Origin of the sequence: Saccharopolyspora ipomoeae, assembly GCF_029952525.1 — a bacterium.
GTDB lineage: Bacteria > Actinomycetota > Actinomycetes > Mycobacteriales > Pseudonocardiaceae > Saccharopolyspora > Saccharopolyspora ipomoeae.
In genome coordinates this window covers 170,056-186,824 of record NZ_JASAOF010000006.1, presented here as the reverse complement: position 1 = coordinate 186,824, position 16,769 = coordinate 170,056, and the positions used below count along the sequence as shown (strand labels likewise).

The following is a 16,769-nucleotide window of genomic DNA, read 5'->3' as shown; positions in this document are numbered from 1 at the left end:
ATCGTCCGGATCCGGAGACGACGTGCCGCTGGTCGACCGAGACGCCCGCGACGAGGTGGATTCCCGAAACCGAATCCCGCTCACGACATCTGCGGGCTGATGACCGGAACTCCCGCCGCGCGAAGCGAGTTCACGCCGCGGAGTTCACCTCGCGAACTACACGCGCTGCCAGAAGAAACGATGAGCCATCGCTACACCCCCCAGGTGTTGGCGTCGCCTGCTGATCCCCCAGACCTCGGTGGTCGACACCACCGGAATCCGTCTTGATGATGAACGCTCACCCGAACAGCGCACAAGCTCTTGCGCCGAACAATTTTCACCATTGTCCGGCATTCCGATTCTGACCTGGCGAAACAACGCGGAATTGCGGGAATTTCGATTCACGTCCGGATGCCGGACGCGCCGCGGAACACCGGTGTGGACCACTTTCGGTCTCCGAGCGGATCGGTGGTGAGGCGGCCCCCTCGCCCGCCTCACCACCGCAGGTGCGAGCCTACGACGGACCGCTGATCGTTGCGAGATCAAACACCTCCGATCACCGGCGTGGCCTCCCCCACTCGCGGCCTGCCGCCGCCACCCGGTTGGGTTAATCTCAGCACCATGAACCGCACGCCCTCCACGCCGGCCGAAGCCTTCGCGACCCTCATGGAAGGCAACCAGCGCTTCGTCGACAGCGCCCGGCTGCACCCCCACCAGGACGCGGACCACCGCGCGTCGCTCGCTCCCGGGCAGACCCCGTTCGCCGTCCTGTTCGGCTGCTCGGACTCGCGACTCGCGGCGGAGATCATCTTCGACCGCGGCCTGGGCGACCTGTTCGTGGTGCGCACCGCCGGCCAGGTCACCGGCTCGGAGGTGCTGGGCAGCATCGAGTACGGCGTGGGCGTGCTGGGCACGCCGCTGGTGGTCGTGCTCGGCCACGACTCCTGCGGCGCGGTGGTCGCCGCGCGCCAGGCAGTCCTGGAGGGCACCAACCCGCCCGGCTACCTGCGCGACATCGTCGAGCGGGTCACGCCCAGCGTGCTGGCCGCCAAGGCGGGCGGGCACGAGGAGGTCGACGACATCGTCGACGTCCACATCCAGCGCACCAGCGAGCTGCTCCTCGAACGCTCCTCGCTGCTGGCCGACGAGGTCGCCGCGGGCCGCTGCGCGATCGCGGGCCTGTCCTACCGCCTGGCCGACGGCACGGTCCGCCTCGTGGCCAGCCACGGCCGGCTCCAGCAGCAAGCCGCCTGAGGAGCTTCTCGGAGGGCCGACCTCCGCACCTCGCGTTAGCCTGCGAAGGCACGCTTGGTGAAAGGAATCGGTCGCGTGAGCTTCCAGCCGCGTCGTGTGCTGCTGATCAGCGCCACCATCGGTGAGGGCCACAACGCGACCGCTCGCGCCGTCGAGGAGGCCGCGCGCCGGGTCTGGCCCGGCTGCGAGGTGGTGTGGCTGGACGCGCTGCGCATCATGGGCCGATGGGTCCCGCGCGCGTTCAACTGGATCTACGTCACCAACGTCGAGTCGACGCCGTGGCTCTACGACTTCTTCTACGACGCGCTGTGGCGCTACCGCTGGTTCGCCACCGCCTCGCGGCGCTTCGTCGGCGCCTGGTGCGGTCCGCTGCTGCGCCGCGAGATCCGCCGTCTCGCACCGGATCTGATCGTCTCGACCTACCCGCTGGGCACGGCCGGGCTGGACTGGATGCGCAGGCGCGGCGGCCTCGACGTGCCGGTCTCGGCGGTGGTGTCGGACTTCTCACCGCACCCGTTCTGGGTCTACCCCGAAGCCGATCTGCACTACGTGATGAGCGAGGCGAGCCTGCGCGCGATGCGCCGCGCCGAACCGGACGCGGTCGGTGCCGTGTCGGTGCCGCCGGTGCGCAGCCGGTTCCAGCCGCGCGATCGCGCCACCGCGAGGGCCGAGTTCGGTTTCCCCGCAACCGGTTTCACCGCCCTGGTCGCGTGCGGGGCGTTGAGCTTCGGCGCGGTGGAGCGGGCGGTGGACGCCGCGCTGCGAGCGCCGGGCCTGGCGCGCGTGCTGGTGGTGTGCGGCCGCAACGAGGCGGTGCGCGAACGACTGCTGGCGCGCGGAGATCCCCGGGTGGTGCCGCTGGGCTGGGTCGACGACATGCCCGGCCTGATGGCCTGCTCGGACGCGGTGATCACCAACGCGGGTGGCGCGACGGCTCTGGAGGCGCTGGCGTGCGGGCGCGCGGTGGTCATGTTCGAACCGATCGCCGGGCACGGCCGCGCCAACGCCGAGCTGATGGCCGACGCGGGTCTGGCCGAGCTGTGCCCGGAGGAAGCGCAGCTGACCGCGACGCTGCGCCGCTGGGTCGCCGACCCGCAGGAGGTGGGCGAGCGGGAGGAACGCGCGCTCAAGCACTGCCGCGCAGCCGAGTTCGACGAGCAGGTGGCCGCGCTCGCCGATCTCCCCCGGCACCGCGGGAGGCGTCCGCTGCGCGCGCAGGACGCGTTCTTCGTCTACGCCACGACTCCCGAGGTCTCGCAGCAGACCGGCGCGATCCTGCAGCTGGAACCGTCGCTGGCCTCCACGCACCAGTGGTCCGAGCACCTCGCCGCCCGGATCCGCGAGCACGCGCCGCGGCTGCCGATGCTCACCCGCAGGCTGACCCGACGCACCGGACGTCGTCCGCAGTGGATCGCCGACGCCTCGGTAGACCCCGTCGAGCACCTCAGCTCCCGCGAGCTGCGCCCCGAGCACGACCCCGAGGCGTTCATCAGCGAGTTCTTCTCGACCCCGGTGCGCACCGACCGACCGCCCTGGGAGCTGCGCCTGCTGCACGACCCGGCCACCGGCCGGGCGACGCTGCTGGCGAAGATGCACCACGCCCTCGGCGACGGTCTGGCGGTGACCGGCACGCTGCTGCGCCTGCTCTGCGACGGGCCCCACCCCACCCCGCACTCGGCCGCCGCCGGGCGCACCGGACAGGTGCGCGAGGTGCTGCGCGGCCTCATCGGCCTGGCCACCTCCGCCGGCTCGCCCAGCCGCGCCTGGACCGGGCGCAGCACTCCGGCGCGCAGCTTCGGGCACCTGGCGCTGCCCGCGGTGCGGGTCCGCGCGCACGCCCGCGATCACGGCGTGACCAGCAGCGCCCTGCTGATCGGGCTGGTCGCCGAGGCGCTGCACAGGTCGCTGGGCGAGAAGCGCACCGGTGCGCTGTTCCGGGTGATGGTGCCGCGCACGGCCCGCACCGGCCGCAGCGGCGCGGGACTCGACGCTCCCGGCAACCACACCCGCACCCTGTCGGTGGACCTGCCGGTCGGACCGATGCCGCTGGTGTGGCGGATCCGCGCCGTCGCCGACGCCCTGGCCGAGCCCGACCACTCCGGACAGCCGGAAGCGGCGGGCGCCGTGCTGGCCGGGCTCGGGCTGCTGCCCGCGCCGCTGCACGCGTGGGTCGTGCGCCGCATCTACGGGCACCGGTTCTTCAACGCGGTGGTCTCGGTGATGCCCGGCAGGCGGCGTGCCGCGCACATCAACGGTTCCCGGCTGAGCCGGGTGCTGCCGGTGCTGTCGCTGGCCGACGGTGTCGGCGTGGCGATCGGCGCGATCGGCTGGGGCGAGGAGTTCGGCTTCGGCGTCACCACCGACCCCGGGCTCGCCCCGGAGGCCCACGTGCTGGCCGGGCACCTGCGGGAGGCGTTCGACGAGCTGCGGGAGCGCCGGTGAGCTCGGGCACGGTGCTGGTGGTGGCCGTGCCCGCCGCGGTGGTGGGCGCCGCGAGCTTCGGGCTGGCCAGCGCCATCCAGCACCGGGTGACCAAGCAGGTCCCGCGCGTCGCGACGTTCAGCCCCCGGATGTTCTGGGACCTGGTGCGCGAACCGATCTGGGTGCTCAGCATCGGCACCGTGATCGTCGGCCTGTCGCTGCAGGTGGTGGCGTTGGCTTTCGGGCCGCTGGTGCTGGTGCAGCCGCTGCTGGTGACCTCGGTGCTCTTCGGCGCGGCGTTCGCGGCGTGGCTGGCCCGGCGGCGCATGGACGGGGTCCTGGCGCTGGGGGCGCTGTCGTGCGCGGGCGGTCTGGCGGCGTTCCTGGTGCTGGCGCGGCCTTCCGGGCAGGGCAGCGAGTTCACGGGTGCGCCGGTGCTGCCGCTGGCGGTCGTCCTGGGACTGGTGGTGGTGCTGTCGCTGCTGGCCGAGCGGTGGCTGCCGGGCGAGTTCGGCGTGGTGGGCCTCGCGGTGGCCACCGGCGTGCTCTACGGCGTCACGGCTGGCCTGATGCGGGTGGTGGCCGGGCAGTTCCGCACGGGAGGCCTGGTCGAGCCGTTCGGCCACTGGACCTTGTACGTGGTGTGCGTGATCGGGCCGATGGGGTTCCTGCTCAGCCAGCAGACGTTCCAGCGGGGCCGGTTGATGTCGCCGTCGCTGGCGGTGATCACCACCGTCGACCCGCTGGTCTCGGCGGCGATCGGCGTGAGCTGGCTGGGCGAGCGCATCGCCCACTCCCCCGCGATCCTCGCCGGGGAGGCGGTCGCGGCCGCGCTCATGATCGGCGGTATCGCGGTGCTGGCGCGGCGCAGCGAGCAGCTCGCCCGCGAACTCGCCAGGCAGGAGGAACCGGGATCGTGGGGATGAACCGGGCTCTGGTCACCGGTGCCTCGTCCGGCATCGGCGCCGCTACCGCGCTGCGGCTGGCCGCCGACGGCTGGAACCTCGTGCTCACCGGCCGCGACCGACCGCGCCTGGACGCGCTCGCCGACCGGGCGGGGGGCAGCGCCGTGGCCGCCGACCTCACCGAGGAAGACGGTCTGCAGCAGGTGATCGAGGCCGGTCGCGGCGTGGACCTGCTGGTGCACAGCGCCGGGATCGGCTGGGCCGGACCGTTCGCGGAGATGGAACCGCACCGCATCGACCGGCTCGTCGAGCTGAACCTGGCCGTCCCGATGCGGCTGACCCGCGCGCTGCTGCCGCCCCGGGTGGCGTTCGTGGCGTCGGTGGCGGTGGTGGGCGTCCGCGACGAGGACGTCTACGCGGCGACCAAGGCGGGGCTGCGCGCCTTCGCGGCGAGCCTGCGCTACCGGGGCGTCACCACGACCGCGGTGTTCCCGGGGGCCGTGCGCACCCCGTTCTTCCACGGCCGCGCCTACGACCGCCGCTTCCCGCGCATGGTCGAACCCGACCGCGTCGCCGACGCCCTCGTCGACGCGGTCCTGCGCGGCCGCCCCGAGATCTTCGTCCCTCGCTGGCTCACCGCGGCCGACCGCCTCCACGGCGCCCTACCCACGGCCTTCCACCACCTCGCAAGGCGTTTCGGCTGACCCACTCCCCGTGCGTCGGTGGGCGCCGCACCGAGCCGCAACCCGGGTACGCCGGGACGCGCAGCGCGTGTTCACCGAGTTCCAGTGCGTCAGCCGCTGGAAGTTGTTGCGGCGGAGGCGATGCCCACGATGCGGGCGCCCGCTGAACCGGAGGGCGTCCGGAGACGGCGGGGTTCGTTCACCTTCAGCTCCATCTCACGGTGCCGGGGTTGCCTTGCGGTCGGCAGCGACGGCAGCGTGGGCCATCAGCTGGTACCGGCCGCGTACGTTGGTTCGGTGCTTTCGAACAGGCCCTGTTCGTACTCATCGGCGGCCTGCTTCCGGGCCTTGTAGTGGACCTTCTTGCCGGTGGCGGTCATCGGGAGCGCCTCGACGAACCGGTAACCGCGTGGGCGTTTGTAACCGGCGAGCATGGGGTGCTCGCGGCAGTGCTGCTCGCACTCGGCAGCGCTCAGGCCGCTCCGGGAGGGGACGACGTAGGCGACCACGAGCTGTCCCCATCGCTCGTGCGGGATGCCGACGACCACCGAGTCCTCGATGCCGGGGTGTTCGTTGAGGACCTCCTCCACCTGCACTGGGTGCACGTTCTCCCCACCAGAAACGATCATGTCGTCCTTGCGTCCGACGATCGTCACGTACTCCTGGGAGTCCCAGGTGGCGAGGTCGCCGATGTAGAGCCAGCCGTCGTGGAACTTCGCGGCTTCCTGTTCTGGGGCGTTCGCGTAGGCGTAGCTGCACTTCGGGGAGCGAACGATCACCTCACCGACCTCCGAGCCGTCCTTGGCCACCGTCTCGTCGGGGGTCGCCAGCCGGTCGTCGTGCACCTTGACGACGGCGACCTCGTCGTCGGTGCAGGCGCGACCAGCGCTGCCTGCGTGTTGTGGCAGGTCGATCGGGCGCAGGAAGCTGTTCCAGAAGGCCTCGGTGGTGCCGTACCCGTTGAAGATCCGAGGGCAGAGGACCTCCTGGTAGTGCAGAGCTGCCTCGCGCTCCAGCGGTGCTCCCATCGTGACGATGCCGCGCAGCGTGGAGAGGTCTCTCGGCTGCTCCGACTGGACCTGCGTGAGCATCGCCAGGTTCGTGGGTGCGCCGACGAGGAAGGTCAGACCGAATTGCTCGACGTGGTCCAGGCACAGCGCCGGGTCGAACGTTCGCATCGGCACGACCTGCGCTCCCAGGTAGAAGGCCGGGTTCGGCCCGCCCGCGTACAAGCCACCGCGGTGGAACCACGGCGTCATGTTCAACACGCGGTCCTCCGGTGTCAGGAGGAAGTGCATGATCACGTCGTGCGCGCTGAACACCTCGACCATGCTGTTGAGCGGCACGCCCTTGGGCATGCCGGTCGTGCCCGAGGTGTACAACCGCGTCGTCTCCTCGTAGACCGTGCGCGAGACGACCGGAGGCGGCGTCCCCGGTTCGGCGAGGAGGCATTCGAAGCGCAGTGCCGGGGCACCGTCGTGTGCGGCCGGGGTTCCATCACCACCCACTTCGACCACTAGCTCCGGACGGTGCTGCGCGCGCTCCAAGGCCCCCTGCGCGACCTCTGCCAGCGCCGCGTCGTACACGTAGGCACGCGGGCGACTGTCGTCCAAGATGTACGCGGTTTCGCCCGACGAGAGGCGGAAGTTGATCGGAGATCCCACCGCGCCGCAGGCCTGCGTGGCCAGGTAGAGCTGCGCGAACTCCGGGCCGTTGTAGAGCTGGTAGACGACGACGTCCCCGGGTTGCACACCCGCTGCGGACAGCCCGGCGGCCAGGCGGTCCACCCGGGTCCCCAACTCCTCGTAGGTCCAGGGAGTGCCGGTTCGGGGACAGTGGATCGCCACACGATCGGCGAAGCGATGCGTGTTGCGCCGGAAACCGGCGAGGTAGGTGAACTCGTGCTCGAAGAACCGCTTGTACGCCGTGGGATCGTAGGTGCTCATGCTTCAGTCCTCCTCGTTGAGGTTGAAACTCGGTGCTATGACGTCCGTCTGGTCACGCGAAGGCGGAGATTCCGGTGACGTCCCGCCCGGTGATCAGTGGCTGGATGTGGTCGGTTCCTTCGCAGGTGTGCACGACTTCCATGTCGGTCAGGCGCCGGGCGACGTGGTGGTCGAGCAGAACTCCGTTGCCTCCGAGGCCGTCTCGCGGGTCAGCGCGTTCGCATCGGGGTCGCAGGCCGTGACGTCGTAGCCGGCCGGGGCGCAGACCATGGCGATCTGCGCGCCCATCGCGCCCGTTCCGATGGTGGTGATCTCGTCGATGTCGTCGCCGGACATGGCTAGTCCCCCTCGAACGCGGGTTCGCGCTTGTCCAGGAAGGCGCTGGCACCTTCGAGCTTGTCCGCGCTGGTGTAGAGCAGGGCTTGCGCCAAGCGCTCGATGACCATGCCGGTGCGCTGGTCGGCGTCCATGCCGGAACGGATCACCAGCTTCGCCAACCGCACGGCCAGCGGTCCCTTGTTCAGGATCTGCGCGGCGGTCTCACGCGCAGTCGCGATCAGCTCCGCCGGCGGGACGACAGAGGTGACGAGACCGATCTCGCGTGCCTGCTCGGCATCGATCCGACGGCCGGTGAGGATCATCTCGATCGCGCGGCCGGTGCCGACCAGCCGTGCCAGTCGCTGCGTACCGCCCGCACCGGGCAGGACCGACAGATTCGTCTCCGGCAGGCCGAATTGCGCGTTGGAAGCGGCGATGCGGATGTCGCAAGCCATCGCCAGTTCACATCCGCCACCGAGCGCGTAGCCGTTCACCGCGGCGATCGTGGGCTTGTCGAACGCCTCGACCTCGTCGTAAAGCCGCTGCATCTCGGAGGCGAGCCCGGTGTGCTTGGTGTACCGCTTCAACTCCGCGATGTCGGCGCCGGCGACGAACGCCCTGTCGCCGGCTCCGGTGATGACGACGACGCCCACCGCGTCGTCCTGCTTGAACTCCGCCAGCGCTGCCCGCAGGTCGTCCTGGACCTGGCGGCTGACCGCGTTGCGGACCTCCGGGCGGTTGATCGTGACGACCGCGATGCCCTCGGCGATCTCGGTGCGCAGTGTCCGGTGATTCATCGGTCTCTCCTACCGAAACGCCGGCAGGCCGGTGATGGCCTGGCCCATGATCAGGGAGTGGATCTCGCTGGTGCCCTCGTAGGTCATCACGCTCTCCAGGTTGTTCGCGTGGCGCAGCGGTGAGTGCTCGAGGGTGATCCCGTTGCCACCGAGGATGGTCCGGGCTTCTCGCGCGATCGCGATGGCCTCGCGGACGTTGTTGAGCTTGCCGAAGGAGATCTGCGACGGCTTCAGCGTTCCGGCGTCCTTCATCCGCCCGATCCGCAAGGCCACCAACGTGCCCTTCTGGATTTCCAGGACCATGTCGACGAGCTTGTGCTGGGTGGTCTGGAAGCCGGCGATCGGCTGGCCGAATTGCGTCCGGTTCCCCGCATAGGTCAGGGCGGCCTCGTAGCTGTCGCGGGCGGCGCCCATCGCTCCCCAGATGATGCCGTAGCGCGCCTCGTTCAGGCACGAGAACGGTCCTTTGAGCCCCGTGACACCGGGTAGCACCGCTTCTGCGGGCAGGCGCACGTCGTTGAGCTCGATGTCGCACTGGATCGAGGCCCGCATCGACAGCTTCGGTTCGATCGGCGTCGCGGTGAAGCCCGGTGCCTCCGTCGACACCAGGAACCCGCGAACGCCGTCCTCGGTTTGGGCCCAGATGACGGCGACATCAGCGATCGAGGCGAGTCCGATCCAGCGCTTCTTCCCCGACATCACCCAGTCCGAGCCGTCTCGGCGCGCCGTGGTTCGCATGCTCGACGGGTCGCTGCCCGCGGTGGGCTCGGTCAGGCCGAAGCAGCCGATGAGCTCGCCGGCGGCCATGCCCGGCAGCCACCGCTCCTTCTGCTCCTCGGAGCCGAACTTGTGGATCGCGCTCATCGCCAGCGACCCCTGCACGCTGACGAAGGTCCGCAGTCCGGAATCGCCGGCCTCGAGCTCCATGCACGCGAGCCCGTACTCCACCGCGCTGCGGCCTGCGCAGCCGTGGCCTCGCAGATGCATGCCGAGCACACCGAGATTCCCCAACTTCGCGGTGATCTCCCGGGGGAAGGCCGCCGACTCGTACCACTCGGCGATGTGCGGTGCGATCTCGGAACCGACGAACGCCCGCACTCGGTTGCGCAGTGCGATCTCGTCGGCGGAGAGCAAGGCGTCCAGCTCGAGGTAGTCCTCGGCCAGGCCGCTCGTAGCGCTGCGCGCGCCCGTTGCCGCTGGGGTCGCAGTTGTCATGTTTGTCTCTCCTAGATCAAGGTGCCTCGAACAGCACGGATACTCCCTGGCCCACGCCCACGCACATGGTCGCCAGGGCACGCCGGGCGGCCCGGTCGTGCAGCTCCAGTGCGGCGGTCAGCGCGAGCCCGGCGCCGCTGGCGCCGAGCGGGTGGCCCAGTGCGATCGCGCCACCGTGGGGGCGGCGAGGTCATCCGGCCGAACCGGCGCCAGCGCTCCGCCGTACCGACCGAAGGGAGTCCTGACACCCGCGACGACGCAGGCAGTGGACATGTCGTTCCGATGTCGTGCGCCAACGCGGCCTCAGCTCATCGTCAGGCCGCCGCTGACGCTGACGGTCTGACCGGTGATGTACTGGGCCTCGTCGGAGGCGAGGAACGCCACCGCGTTGGCGAGGTCCTGCGGATCGCCGAGACGGCGCAGCGGGATGGCCTTGGTCAGCGCTTCGCGCAGCTTCGGGCTGTCCCCGCCGATGGAGGCGAACAGCTCGGTGTCGGTCGGGCCGGGGCACACGCAGTTGACGTTGATCTGGTTGCGGGCCACCTCACGGGCGATCGTCTTGGTGAAGGCGATCACGCCGCCCTTGGCGGCCGAGTAGACCGCCTCTCCGGAGGAGCCCACACGGCCGGCATCCGAACCGAGGTTGACGATGGCACCCCTGCCCTGCTCGACCATCAGCGGCAGCACGGCCTTGGTCGCGTGGAGCATCCCGAACAGGTTGATCGCGACGACTCGCTCCCAGTCGGCCTCGTCGCTGTCGATGAACGGTCCGGCCTTGTCCCAGCCTGCGTTGTTGACCAGAACGTCGATTCGGCCGAACAGGTTGCGCACCTCGCCGACCACGGCCTCGACCGATTCCTTGGAGGTCACATCGGCGCGCAGCCCGATCGCCTTGCCGCCGATCGCCGCAGCGGTGGATGTCGCAGTGGACTCGTCGATGTCGGAGACGACGACGGTCGCACCTTCCTCGGCGAGCTTCTCGGCGATCGCGCGACCGATTCCCCGGCCCGCGCCGGTCACCACTGCGATCTGGCTGTCCAGTCGTCCCATTTCTTGCGTTCCTTCCCAAACTCACCGGCGCGTGGCCGGTGCGGGTCGTCGATGCGATTCCAGCGACTCGTGGCTCAGGGCGCCTTGGCGCGCCCGAGCTTCTCCCTGGCGATGATGAGTTTCATGATCTGGGCGGTCCCATCACCGATCTGCAAGCCGAGGACGTCCCGAAGACGTTGCTCGACGGGCAGGTCGGTGCGGTAGCCGTACTGGCCGTGCAGCAGCAGGCAGTTCTGGATGACGTCGAACGCCGTCTTCGGCGCCCACCACTTGCACATCGCGGCCTGGGCGGTGTGCGGCTGCCCGTGGTCCTTCAGCGAAAGCGTCTGGTAGCACAGCAGTCTGGCGGCCGACAACAGCGTCTCGGATTCCGCGAGCGGGAAGGAGACCCCCTGGAACTTGCTCAAAGGCTGGTCGAAGGCCTCTCGCTCGCTGACGTAGTGCCAGGTCTCGTCCACCGTGATCTGGGCGATTCCCACGCACTGCAGGCCGATCAGGGCACGGCTGAAATCGAATCCCTGCATCACCTGCGTGAAGCCCTTGCCTTCGGCTCCGAGCAGGTGGTTCGCCGGGACCCGGACCTCGTCCAGGTGCACAGCACCGCGCCCGACGGCCTTCGTACCCATGTCCGGATACGGTTCGCGCGTGACACCGTCGAGGTGCAGCGGAACCAGGAACGCGCTGATGCCCTTGCCGCGCGCGGTCTCCTCGCCGGTGCGGGCGAAGACCACCACGGCTGCGGCCTCGTTGCAGAACGACAGCGATTTGATGCCGCTGAGGACGTACTCGTCTCCCTCTCGGCGCGCCCGCAAACGCGGCATCCCGGCATCGGATCCGGCGTGCGGCTCGGTCAGCCCGATGCCGACGATCTCCTCACCGCTGCAGATCTTGGGCACCCACTCGCTCGCGATCTCCGGCTCGGCGTTGCCGGCCAGGATCTGACCCACCAGTGATCCGACGATCTGCAGGTAGGACACGGAGAAGTCGCCGCGCGCGATCTCCTCGGCGAGGATGCCGGTCGTGACCCGGGCGAGGTCCCGGCCGCCGAGCGACGCCGGGAGCTCGGGGGCGATCAACCCCAGCTCGCCCATCTCCCGCCGCACTTCCGGCTCGACGAAGCCCTTCTCCTCACGCGCGCGATACGACGGGGCCAGCCGTTGTTCCGCGTAGCGGCGCGCCTGGTCGCGGTAACGCTGCTGATCCGATGACAGCCCGAAGTCCATTCCCGCGCTCCTGGTGGTGGTCGAAGTGATCACTGATCTCAGAGCGCCGCGTACTGGGAGAAGTCGGGCTTGCGCTTCTCGGCGAACGCCGCAGCTCCCTCGTGCGCCTCTTCGGTCTCGCCGAAGACGCTGAGCGCGGACATCGCCATGTTGCTCAGACCGGCCTGGTGGTCGGTGTCGGCGTTGAACGACTGCTTGAGGAACTTGATCGCCGTCGGGCTCAGCACCGCGATCTCCTCGGCCCACCGCTTCGCCTCGGCCAGCAGCTGGTCACCAGGAACCACCGCGTTCACGAGCCCCCAGCGCTCCGCGGTTGCCGCGTCGTACTGGCGGCAGAGGAACCAGATCTCCCGAGCCCGCTTCTCCCCCACGATCCGCGCCAGGAACGCCGAGCCGAAACCCGCGTCGAACGAGCCCACCCGCGGACCGGCCTGCCCGAACTTGGCGGTCTCCGCGGCGATCGAGAGATCGCACAGCACGTGCAGCACGTGCCCGCCGCCGATGGCCAGGCCGTTGACCGCCGCGATGACCGGCTTCGGGATGTCCCGGATCAGCTTGTGCAGGTAGCCGATTTCGAACATGCCGCTCTCCGTGGGCCCGTAGTCCCCGGTCTCGGCACGCTGCTTGACGTCCCCACCCGTGCAGAACGCCTTCTCCCCCGCGGCCGTGAGGATCACGACGCGCACCTGCGGGTCGGCCCAGGCCGCGCGGAACGCGGCGATCAGCTCCTCGACGGTCTTGCCCCGGAAGGAGTTGTACCGCTCCGGCCGGTTGATCGTCACCACGGCGGCCGGACCTTCGACCGCGTACTGGATGTCCTCGTAGCTACCCATGACCTGCTCTCCTCACCGATACCGCTCGCTGACCTGCGGCTCAGCACTCAGCGAGCCAAAATCGAACGTTCATTCACCGAAAATGAACCGTCGTTCATCGTGGGTGAATAGTGGTTCAGTTTGTGGCAAGGTGTCAAGAGAGGGTTCACGAACCGAACGGGGGCAGCCGCCTTCCGCCCCGGCAGAAGCACCGACAGGTGAGGAGCCGGAGCGCAGGCGGCAGCCCTCAACGAGCGGCCAGGCGGTATCTGTGAACATGGAGCCACCGAAAATGAACGGACGTTCACCGACGCGCAGGGAGACCGACGTGCCCACGACAGCCAGGTCGGAACCGCAGGACCCCAACGAGGCCGCACGCGCCGTCCGGGCGGAGTGGCGCACCCGGCAGCTGCTCACAGCCGCCGCCCGGCTCATGGAGCGGGACGGCTTCCACGGGGTCTCGATGCAAGCGCTCGCCGACGAGGCCGCGGTCAGCGTCGGCCTGATCTACCGGTACTTCGGCAACAAGGACGAACTGCTCCTCGCCGTCATCATCAACGTCCTCAACGCCTTCGCCAGCCAAGTGCCCACGGCGATCGAAGCCGCCGGCGACGATCCGGTGGAACGCATCGCGGCCGCGTTCCGAGCGCACTGCGAAGTGATCGACGAACACCGCCACGCCGCGGTGCTGACCTACCGCGAGAGCGGAACTCTCAGCCCCGAAGGCCGCAACAAGATCAAGCAGATGGAAGTCGATACCAGCGAGCCGCTGCGCACCGCGATCCGAAGCGGTGTGGAATCCGGCCACCTCGTCGACGTCGATGTCCAGCTGGCCACCCACAACTTCCTGCTGATGGCCCACGGCTGGGCCCTCAAGCACTGGCACCTCGAACGAACACTGCAGTTCGAGGATTACGTCGCGAAACAAACAGCCCTGATGCTGAGCGCGCTCCTCGAACCAGAGCGCCGCCACCAGTACGAGCACCTGCTGACGACGCGCTGACTCACCACGAGCCGACCGGACCACCGCGACGGAGGGGTCCAGGACAGGAGATCAACACCGACCGTGGCCCGGGAGCCGCATCGAGGGAACACGGCAGGCCTCCAGGCAGCCGATGCGCCTACAGCGGCCCAGAATTGACGGGACGAGGCGTCAGCCCACTCAACCTGAGGCACGACACGGACCTGGCTCTATTCACGCGCGCCCACGGAACATCGCTCCTTCGACGCTCTCCTGTCCACAGCGAACGCACTTGTTGATGCACCAGGCAAGCCGGGTCTTGAACACGGGCGAATGCTCACGGTGCAGGTGCGCGTAGATCTCCGAGTTCGAAGTGGTTGGTTGAAGCCCACCGTGACGATCCAGTGAGGATGGGATCGGGTCCCGGACCGGGAACTCGGTGGAGCTGGTAGTCGAGTGGGCGCGGGGTTGCACTCCGATCGAAGTAGCGGTAGTTCAACCGCAGCAGCCACCGGGAAACCGGGCTGAGCTGTTCCTCTCGTTGGCGGATCTGGTCGGGGATGTAACCGCGGTCGACAAATCCGTCCGTGATCGTGCAGTGGCAGAAGTAGGCGAGCGTTCCGATTTCGTCGGCACTACCGACGGTCGCGCTACCAACGCGCTTGTGCAGTTCTTGTCCCATGCGGGCGTATTCGCCAGGGGTGGTCCCGTTGCTCATGATCGGCGACTGCGCCCACGGCATGCCGTGAACACGGACCAGGGCCAGTAGCAGTGCGGCGAATGCCGCCGAGGAAGTTGCCGTGGACAGCGCGATCCATCGCAGGACACCGTGGCGGAACCGGCAAGCAGCCCATCCGATGAGCGCAGCAGCAGCGATCGAGAGGGCCGTGATCGTCGGGGCGTAGTACCAGTGGTAGGGCGATACCCCGAGTTGCGTGTAGGCGATGTAGTACGCCACGCCGCCGGCCGCGAGCCCGGCGAAGGCGTCCAACCGAGCCACCGCTGATGCTGTGCGACCAGCGCGCACTCGTGCGGGAACCCAGGCCAGCAACCCCATCAAACCCAAAACCGGCATGACGGCGGAAACGATTGTGAAGAACGGATACAGGCCGAGGTAGAGCTGCCAACCATTGGTGAAGTTCCACATCCCCCACCCGGCGAAGAGCTTGATCACCAGCGTATCCGGGATCGCCGACCCCAGAGCGACCCAGCTCCAGATGAACCACGGCAGGGCCACCGCTGCCATGACCAGGACGCTCTTCCACCCACGTGAACTGCTGCTTTGTTCGATAGGAGGGGCAATTTGCAGGGGCATGGCAGAGAACATCTCCAACAGAGCCAACGGGACGGGCCCGCGCGAGTCTGGTGTTCGCGGCTCACCCCAGCAGTTGACGACGCGCCGCCGAACGCGTCATCAACCCAAACGGATGACCTCGCTCCACTACCCCGGAGTTGTCGGTCTCAACTCCCTCAGCTGACCAGAACACGAGCGCCCAGTCATCGAAGGGCAGAAAGTCCCGCCGAATCAGTGGTCACCGAGAAGCCGAGCACTAACGATCTGGCGATCTTCAGCGCCAAAAGCATGCATCGAGACACCGCGGATTCAAGGCCCGCCGCTTCCGCCAAGTCGAACGGCATGGCCCTGACGCGAAAATGGCTCGGCGTTGAGGAACTCTCGGTTGCGCGCCGCGGGGCTGGCACCAGCGCCTCGCGGACCAACAACCTTCTTGGTGCCTTCACGGCCGAAACGAAGGCCGGGGCACCGGGACGACCCCGAGCCCTGGCCTTGGCCGTCCCCCTCACGAGAAGGGCCCGGCCAGGCTCCGGGACCTTTCCGAACGCCGTCCGTCTCGGTTCGGTCAGCGAAAGCCGATCTCAAACGAGACGTACCTCGAAGCTAACAGCCGTCCGCTCGCCTACATCTGTTCGAATGCCGGCCTGCGCATCGATGCAGCCGTGACGCACCCGCGGTGCTCGCCTGGCGGACTTGATCGAAACTGCTCCGCAGTGCTTCTTCGAGGTCTGCAGCTTCCTGCGTGCGCGATTACCGAACAGCGACCTGGCGGGTGGCGAACTCGGCGTCAATCAGCGATGGCAGGACCACGTCGATCTGTCGAAGGCGATCTCGGCAACGCGTTAGCATCCACGCATGTGGCGCACCGAAGTGACGTTCGACGCGCAGACGTGGGTGTTCATCACCGAACGGATCTGTGGCGACGAATACGAAACGACGGTCACCGAGCCGGGCGCCACGATCGCGAAACGCGTCCGGCGCTGCCACACCGCACAACGGGCACGTGAGGTGCACCGGGTGTTCGTGGACGAGTTCGCTGCGACCGGGTACGGCGCGGTAGTCGTGAACCGCTGATCCGACGCGCGAACCGGCCGAAAGCACCACCACGTGCGACGCCCGTAGACGCTCTCGCTGTCGGCGCCGTGCACGAGGTTCGTACGAGTGCGGTAGCGGCGAACCCACGAGCCGCCCAGACGCCATCGACACCCCCGCCCCGCTGCCGGAGCTCTCTACCCGCCCCAGCTCTCCAGAAGAAGGGCGCCCTCAAGGTCGGGCAGGAAGCCATGCCCCCAAGAGCAGAAGCACTTCCGCCGCAAATCAGGGTCGAAAGGCCCGACCGAACACGAACCGCGTGTCGGATACTGGTGATGGCCTGACCGCAGCTAAGGGGAGTCGATGGCCGACATCGTCGGACGGTGGCAGGCCGGGCATTCGGACTGGCTTCCCATCCCACCGTACGAGATCATCCTCGAACTGATTCCGCCGAAGTGGCTCCTCACCTACCTGGTTTTCGGGGAGCGGCAGGCCCTCATCGGGTTCGACACCGAAGAAGAGGCACGCCAGAACGTGGTGTGGTTGAAGATGCGGTGCCCGGTATACGACGACGCCTGGATCGACGTGACGCCAAGAGATCACGACTCCTAGCGGTCAGTCGTAGCGGGACACCGGGCGAACGGGCCGGGCAGCCCTTTCGGCGCCCGGGGTGTGGGGATCTCAAGCCGGCACCAAGCCACGGAGGAGGACTGCGGCGTCTGCTCCCCTGACCGACCTGGGCCCCGAACAGTCGCGAGCAAACGGACACAGTGACTGCTACTTCCCGCCGCAAGCTTGACTTAGCCACCCCGCGACACAGACCATTCACGTCGCACATGCCTGCTGACCTGCAATAACGGGCACGTGCGACTGGCGGGA

The 16,769-nt window shown here is 68.7% G+C and carries 16 protein-coding genes; 7 read left to right on the top strand and 9 right to left on the bottom strand.

All coding sequences use genetic code 11. From position 1 onward, the window contains the following. Nucleotides 1-600: 600 nt before the first annotated feature. The 4 genes from QFW96_RS13210 (at nucleotide 601) to QFW96_RS13195 (ending at nucleotide 5,263) form a co-directional block, all read left to right on the top strand. Nucleotides 601-1,233: a carbonic anhydrase gene (locus QFW96_RS13210; protein ID WP_281455902.1), complete on the top strand. Its 633-nt coding sequence runs from the start codon at nucleotides 601-603 to the stop codon at nucleotides 1,231-1,233. A 75-nt stretch (nucleotides 1,234-1,308) separates the two neighbouring features. Beyond that, entirely contained in the window at nucleotides 1,309-3,675 is a 2,367-nt protein-coding gene (locus QFW96_RS13205; RefSeq protein WP_281455901.1) for a wax ester/triacylglycerol synthase domain-containing protein, read from the top strand. Next, complete coding sequence (locus tag QFW96_RS13200; protein ID WP_281455900.1) at nucleotides 3,672-4,580, top strand: DMT family transporter; 909 nt, start codon at nucleotides 3,672-3,674, stop codon at nucleotides 4,578-4,580. The genes QFW96_RS13205 and QFW96_RS13200 overlap by 4 nt, the downstream gene beginning before the upstream one ends. Next, entirely contained in the window at nucleotides 4,577-5,263 is a 687-nt protein-coding gene (locus QFW96_RS13195) for an SDR family NAD(P)-dependent oxidoreductase (protein WP_281455899.1), read from the top strand. Before QFW96_RS13200 ends, QFW96_RS13195 begins: the two co-directional genes overlap by 4 nt. 245 nt (nucleotides 5,264-5,508) lie before the next feature. Here QFW96_RS13195 and QFW96_RS13190 read toward each other — a convergent pair whose 3' ends face one another. The 8 genes from QFW96_RS13190 to QFW96_RS13155 all read right to left on the bottom strand — a co-directional run bounded on the left by QFW96_RS13190 (nucleotide 5,509) and on the right by QFW96_RS13155 (nucleotide 12,624). Then, nucleotides 5,509-7,188, bottom strand: coding sequence for a class I adenylate-forming enzyme family protein (locus QFW96_RS13190; RefSeq protein ID WP_281455898.1), 1,680 nt, complete (start codon nucleotides 7,186-7,188; stop codon nucleotides 5,509-5,511). A gap of 147 nt (nucleotides 7,189-7,335) precedes the next feature. Next, entirely contained in the window at nucleotides 7,336-7,524 is a 189-nt protein-coding gene (locus QFW96_RS13185; protein ID WP_281455897.1) for a 3-hydroxyacyl-CoA dehydrogenase NAD-binding domain-containing protein, read from the bottom strand. A 2-nt stretch (nucleotides 7,525-7,526) separates the two neighbouring features. Next, entirely contained in the window at nucleotides 7,527-8,303 is a 777-nt protein-coding gene (locus tag QFW96_RS13180; RefSeq protein ID WP_281455896.1) for an enoyl-CoA hydratase/isomerase family protein, read from the bottom strand. Between the two features lie 9 nt (nucleotides 8,304-8,312). Beyond that, nucleotides 8,313-9,518: an acyl-CoA dehydrogenase family protein gene (locus tag QFW96_RS13175; RefSeq protein ID WP_281455895.1), complete on the bottom strand. Its 1,206-nt coding sequence runs from the start codon at nucleotides 9,516-9,518 to the stop codon at nucleotides 8,313-8,315. Nucleotides 9,519-9,534: 16 nt separating this feature from the next. Beyond that, nucleotides 9,535-9,639 (bottom strand): hypothetical protein, encoded by a 105-nt coding sequence (locus tag QFW96_RS13170; protein ID WP_425524755.1) that lies wholly within the window; start codon nucleotides 9,637-9,639, stop codon nucleotides 9,535-9,537. Nucleotides 9,640-9,821: 182 nt separating this feature from the next. Further along, the gene (locus QFW96_RS13165) at nucleotides 9,822-10,568 is read right to left on the bottom strand and encodes an SDR family NAD(P)-dependent oxidoreductase (RefSeq protein ID WP_281455894.1); all 747 of its coding nucleotides are present in this window, start codon (nucleotides 10,566-10,568) and stop codon (nucleotides 9,822-9,824) included. A 74-nt stretch (nucleotides 10,569-10,642) separates the two neighbouring features. Then, nucleotides 10,643-11,791, bottom strand: a complete 1,149-nt coding sequence (locus QFW96_RS13160; protein WP_281455893.1) for an acyl-CoA dehydrogenase family protein — start codon at nucleotides 11,789-11,791, stop codon at nucleotides 10,643-10,645. Nucleotides 11,792-11,829: 38 nt separating this feature from the next. Then, nucleotides 11,830-12,624, bottom strand: a complete 795-nt coding sequence (locus tag QFW96_RS13155; RefSeq protein WP_281455892.1) for an enoyl-CoA hydratase-related protein — start codon at nucleotides 12,622-12,624, stop codon at nucleotides 11,830-11,832. Between the two features lie 307 nt (nucleotides 12,625-12,931). Between QFW96_RS13155 and QFW96_RS13150 the strand changes: the two genes are divergently transcribed. Further along, nucleotides 12,932-13,606 (top strand): TetR/AcrR family transcriptional regulator, encoded by a 675-nt coding sequence (locus QFW96_RS13150; RefSeq protein WP_281455891.1) that lies wholly within the window; start codon nucleotides 12,932-12,934, stop codon nucleotides 13,604-13,606. Between the two features lie 295 nt (nucleotides 13,607-13,901). On the opposite strand, the gene QFW96_RS13145 is transcribed toward QFW96_RS13150, so the two are convergent. Next, nucleotides 13,902-14,810 carry a hypothetical protein gene (locus QFW96_RS13145; RefSeq protein WP_281455890.1) on the bottom strand — a complete coding sequence of 303 codons (909 nt, stop codon included), beginning with the start codon at nucleotides 14,808-14,810 and terminating at the stop codon, nucleotides 13,902-13,904. A gap of 903 nt (nucleotides 14,811-15,713) precedes the next feature. Between QFW96_RS13145 and QFW96_RS13140 the strand changes: the two genes are divergently transcribed. Beyond that, on the top strand, nucleotides 15,714-15,932 hold the full coding sequence (locus QFW96_RS13140; RefSeq protein WP_281455889.1) for a hypothetical protein: 219 nt from the start codon (nucleotides 15,714-15,716) through the stop codon (nucleotides 15,930-15,932). 321 nt (nucleotides 15,933-16,253) lie between these two features. After that, on the top strand, nucleotides 16,254-16,502 hold the full coding sequence (locus QFW96_RS13135; protein WP_281455888.1) for a hypothetical protein: 249 nt from the start codon (nucleotides 16,254-16,256) through the stop codon (nucleotides 16,500-16,502). The last annotated feature ends 267 nt before the right edge of the window (nucleotides 16,503-16,769 follow it).

Coding starts and splice junctions, on each gene's coding strand:
- QFW96_RS13210 (WP_281455902.1), top strand. CDS start 601: ATGAACCGCACGCCCTCCACGCCGGCCGAAGCCTTCGCGACCCTCATG.
- QFW96_RS13195 (WP_281455899.1), top strand. CDS start 4,577: ATGAACCGGGCTCTGGTCACCGGTGCCTCGTCCGGCATCGGCGCCGCT.
- QFW96_RS13190 (WP_281455898.1), bottom strand. CDS start 7,188: ATGAGCACCTACGATCCCACGGCGTACAAGCGGTTCTTCGAGCACGAG.
- QFW96_RS13185 (WP_281455897.1), bottom strand. CDS start 7,524: ATGTCCGGCGACGACATCGACGAGATCACCACCATCGGAACGGGCGCG.
- QFW96_RS13180 (WP_281455896.1), bottom strand. CDS start 8,303: ATGAATCACCGGACACTGCGCACCGAGATCGCCGAGGGCATCGCGGTC.
- QFW96_RS13175 (WP_281455895.1), bottom strand. CDS start 9,518: ATGACAACTGCGACCCCAGCGGCAACGGGCGCGCGCAGCGCTACGAGC.
- QFW96_RS13165 (WP_281455894.1), bottom strand. CDS start 10,568: ATGGGACGACTGGACAGCCAGATCGCAGTGGTGACCGGCGCGGGCCGG.
- QFW96_RS13160 (WP_281455893.1), bottom strand. CDS start 11,791: ATGGACTTCGGGCTGTCATCGGATCAGCAGCGTTACCGCGACCAGGCG.
- QFW96_RS13155 (WP_281455892.1), bottom strand. CDS start 12,624: ATGGGTAGCTACGAGGACATCCAGTACGCGGTCGAAGGTCCGGCCGCC.
- QFW96_RS13145 (WP_281455890.1), bottom strand. CDS start 14,810: ATGGCAGCGGTGGCCCTGCCGTGGTTCATCTGGAGCTGGGTCGCTCTG.
- QFW96_RS13140 (WP_281455889.1), top strand. CDS start 15,714: ATGTGGCGCACCGAAGTGACGTTCGACGCGCAGACGTGGGTGTTCATC.
- QFW96_RS13135 (WP_281455888.1), top strand. CDS start 16,254: ATGGCCGACATCGTCGGACGGTGGCAGGCCGGGCATTCGGACTGGCTT.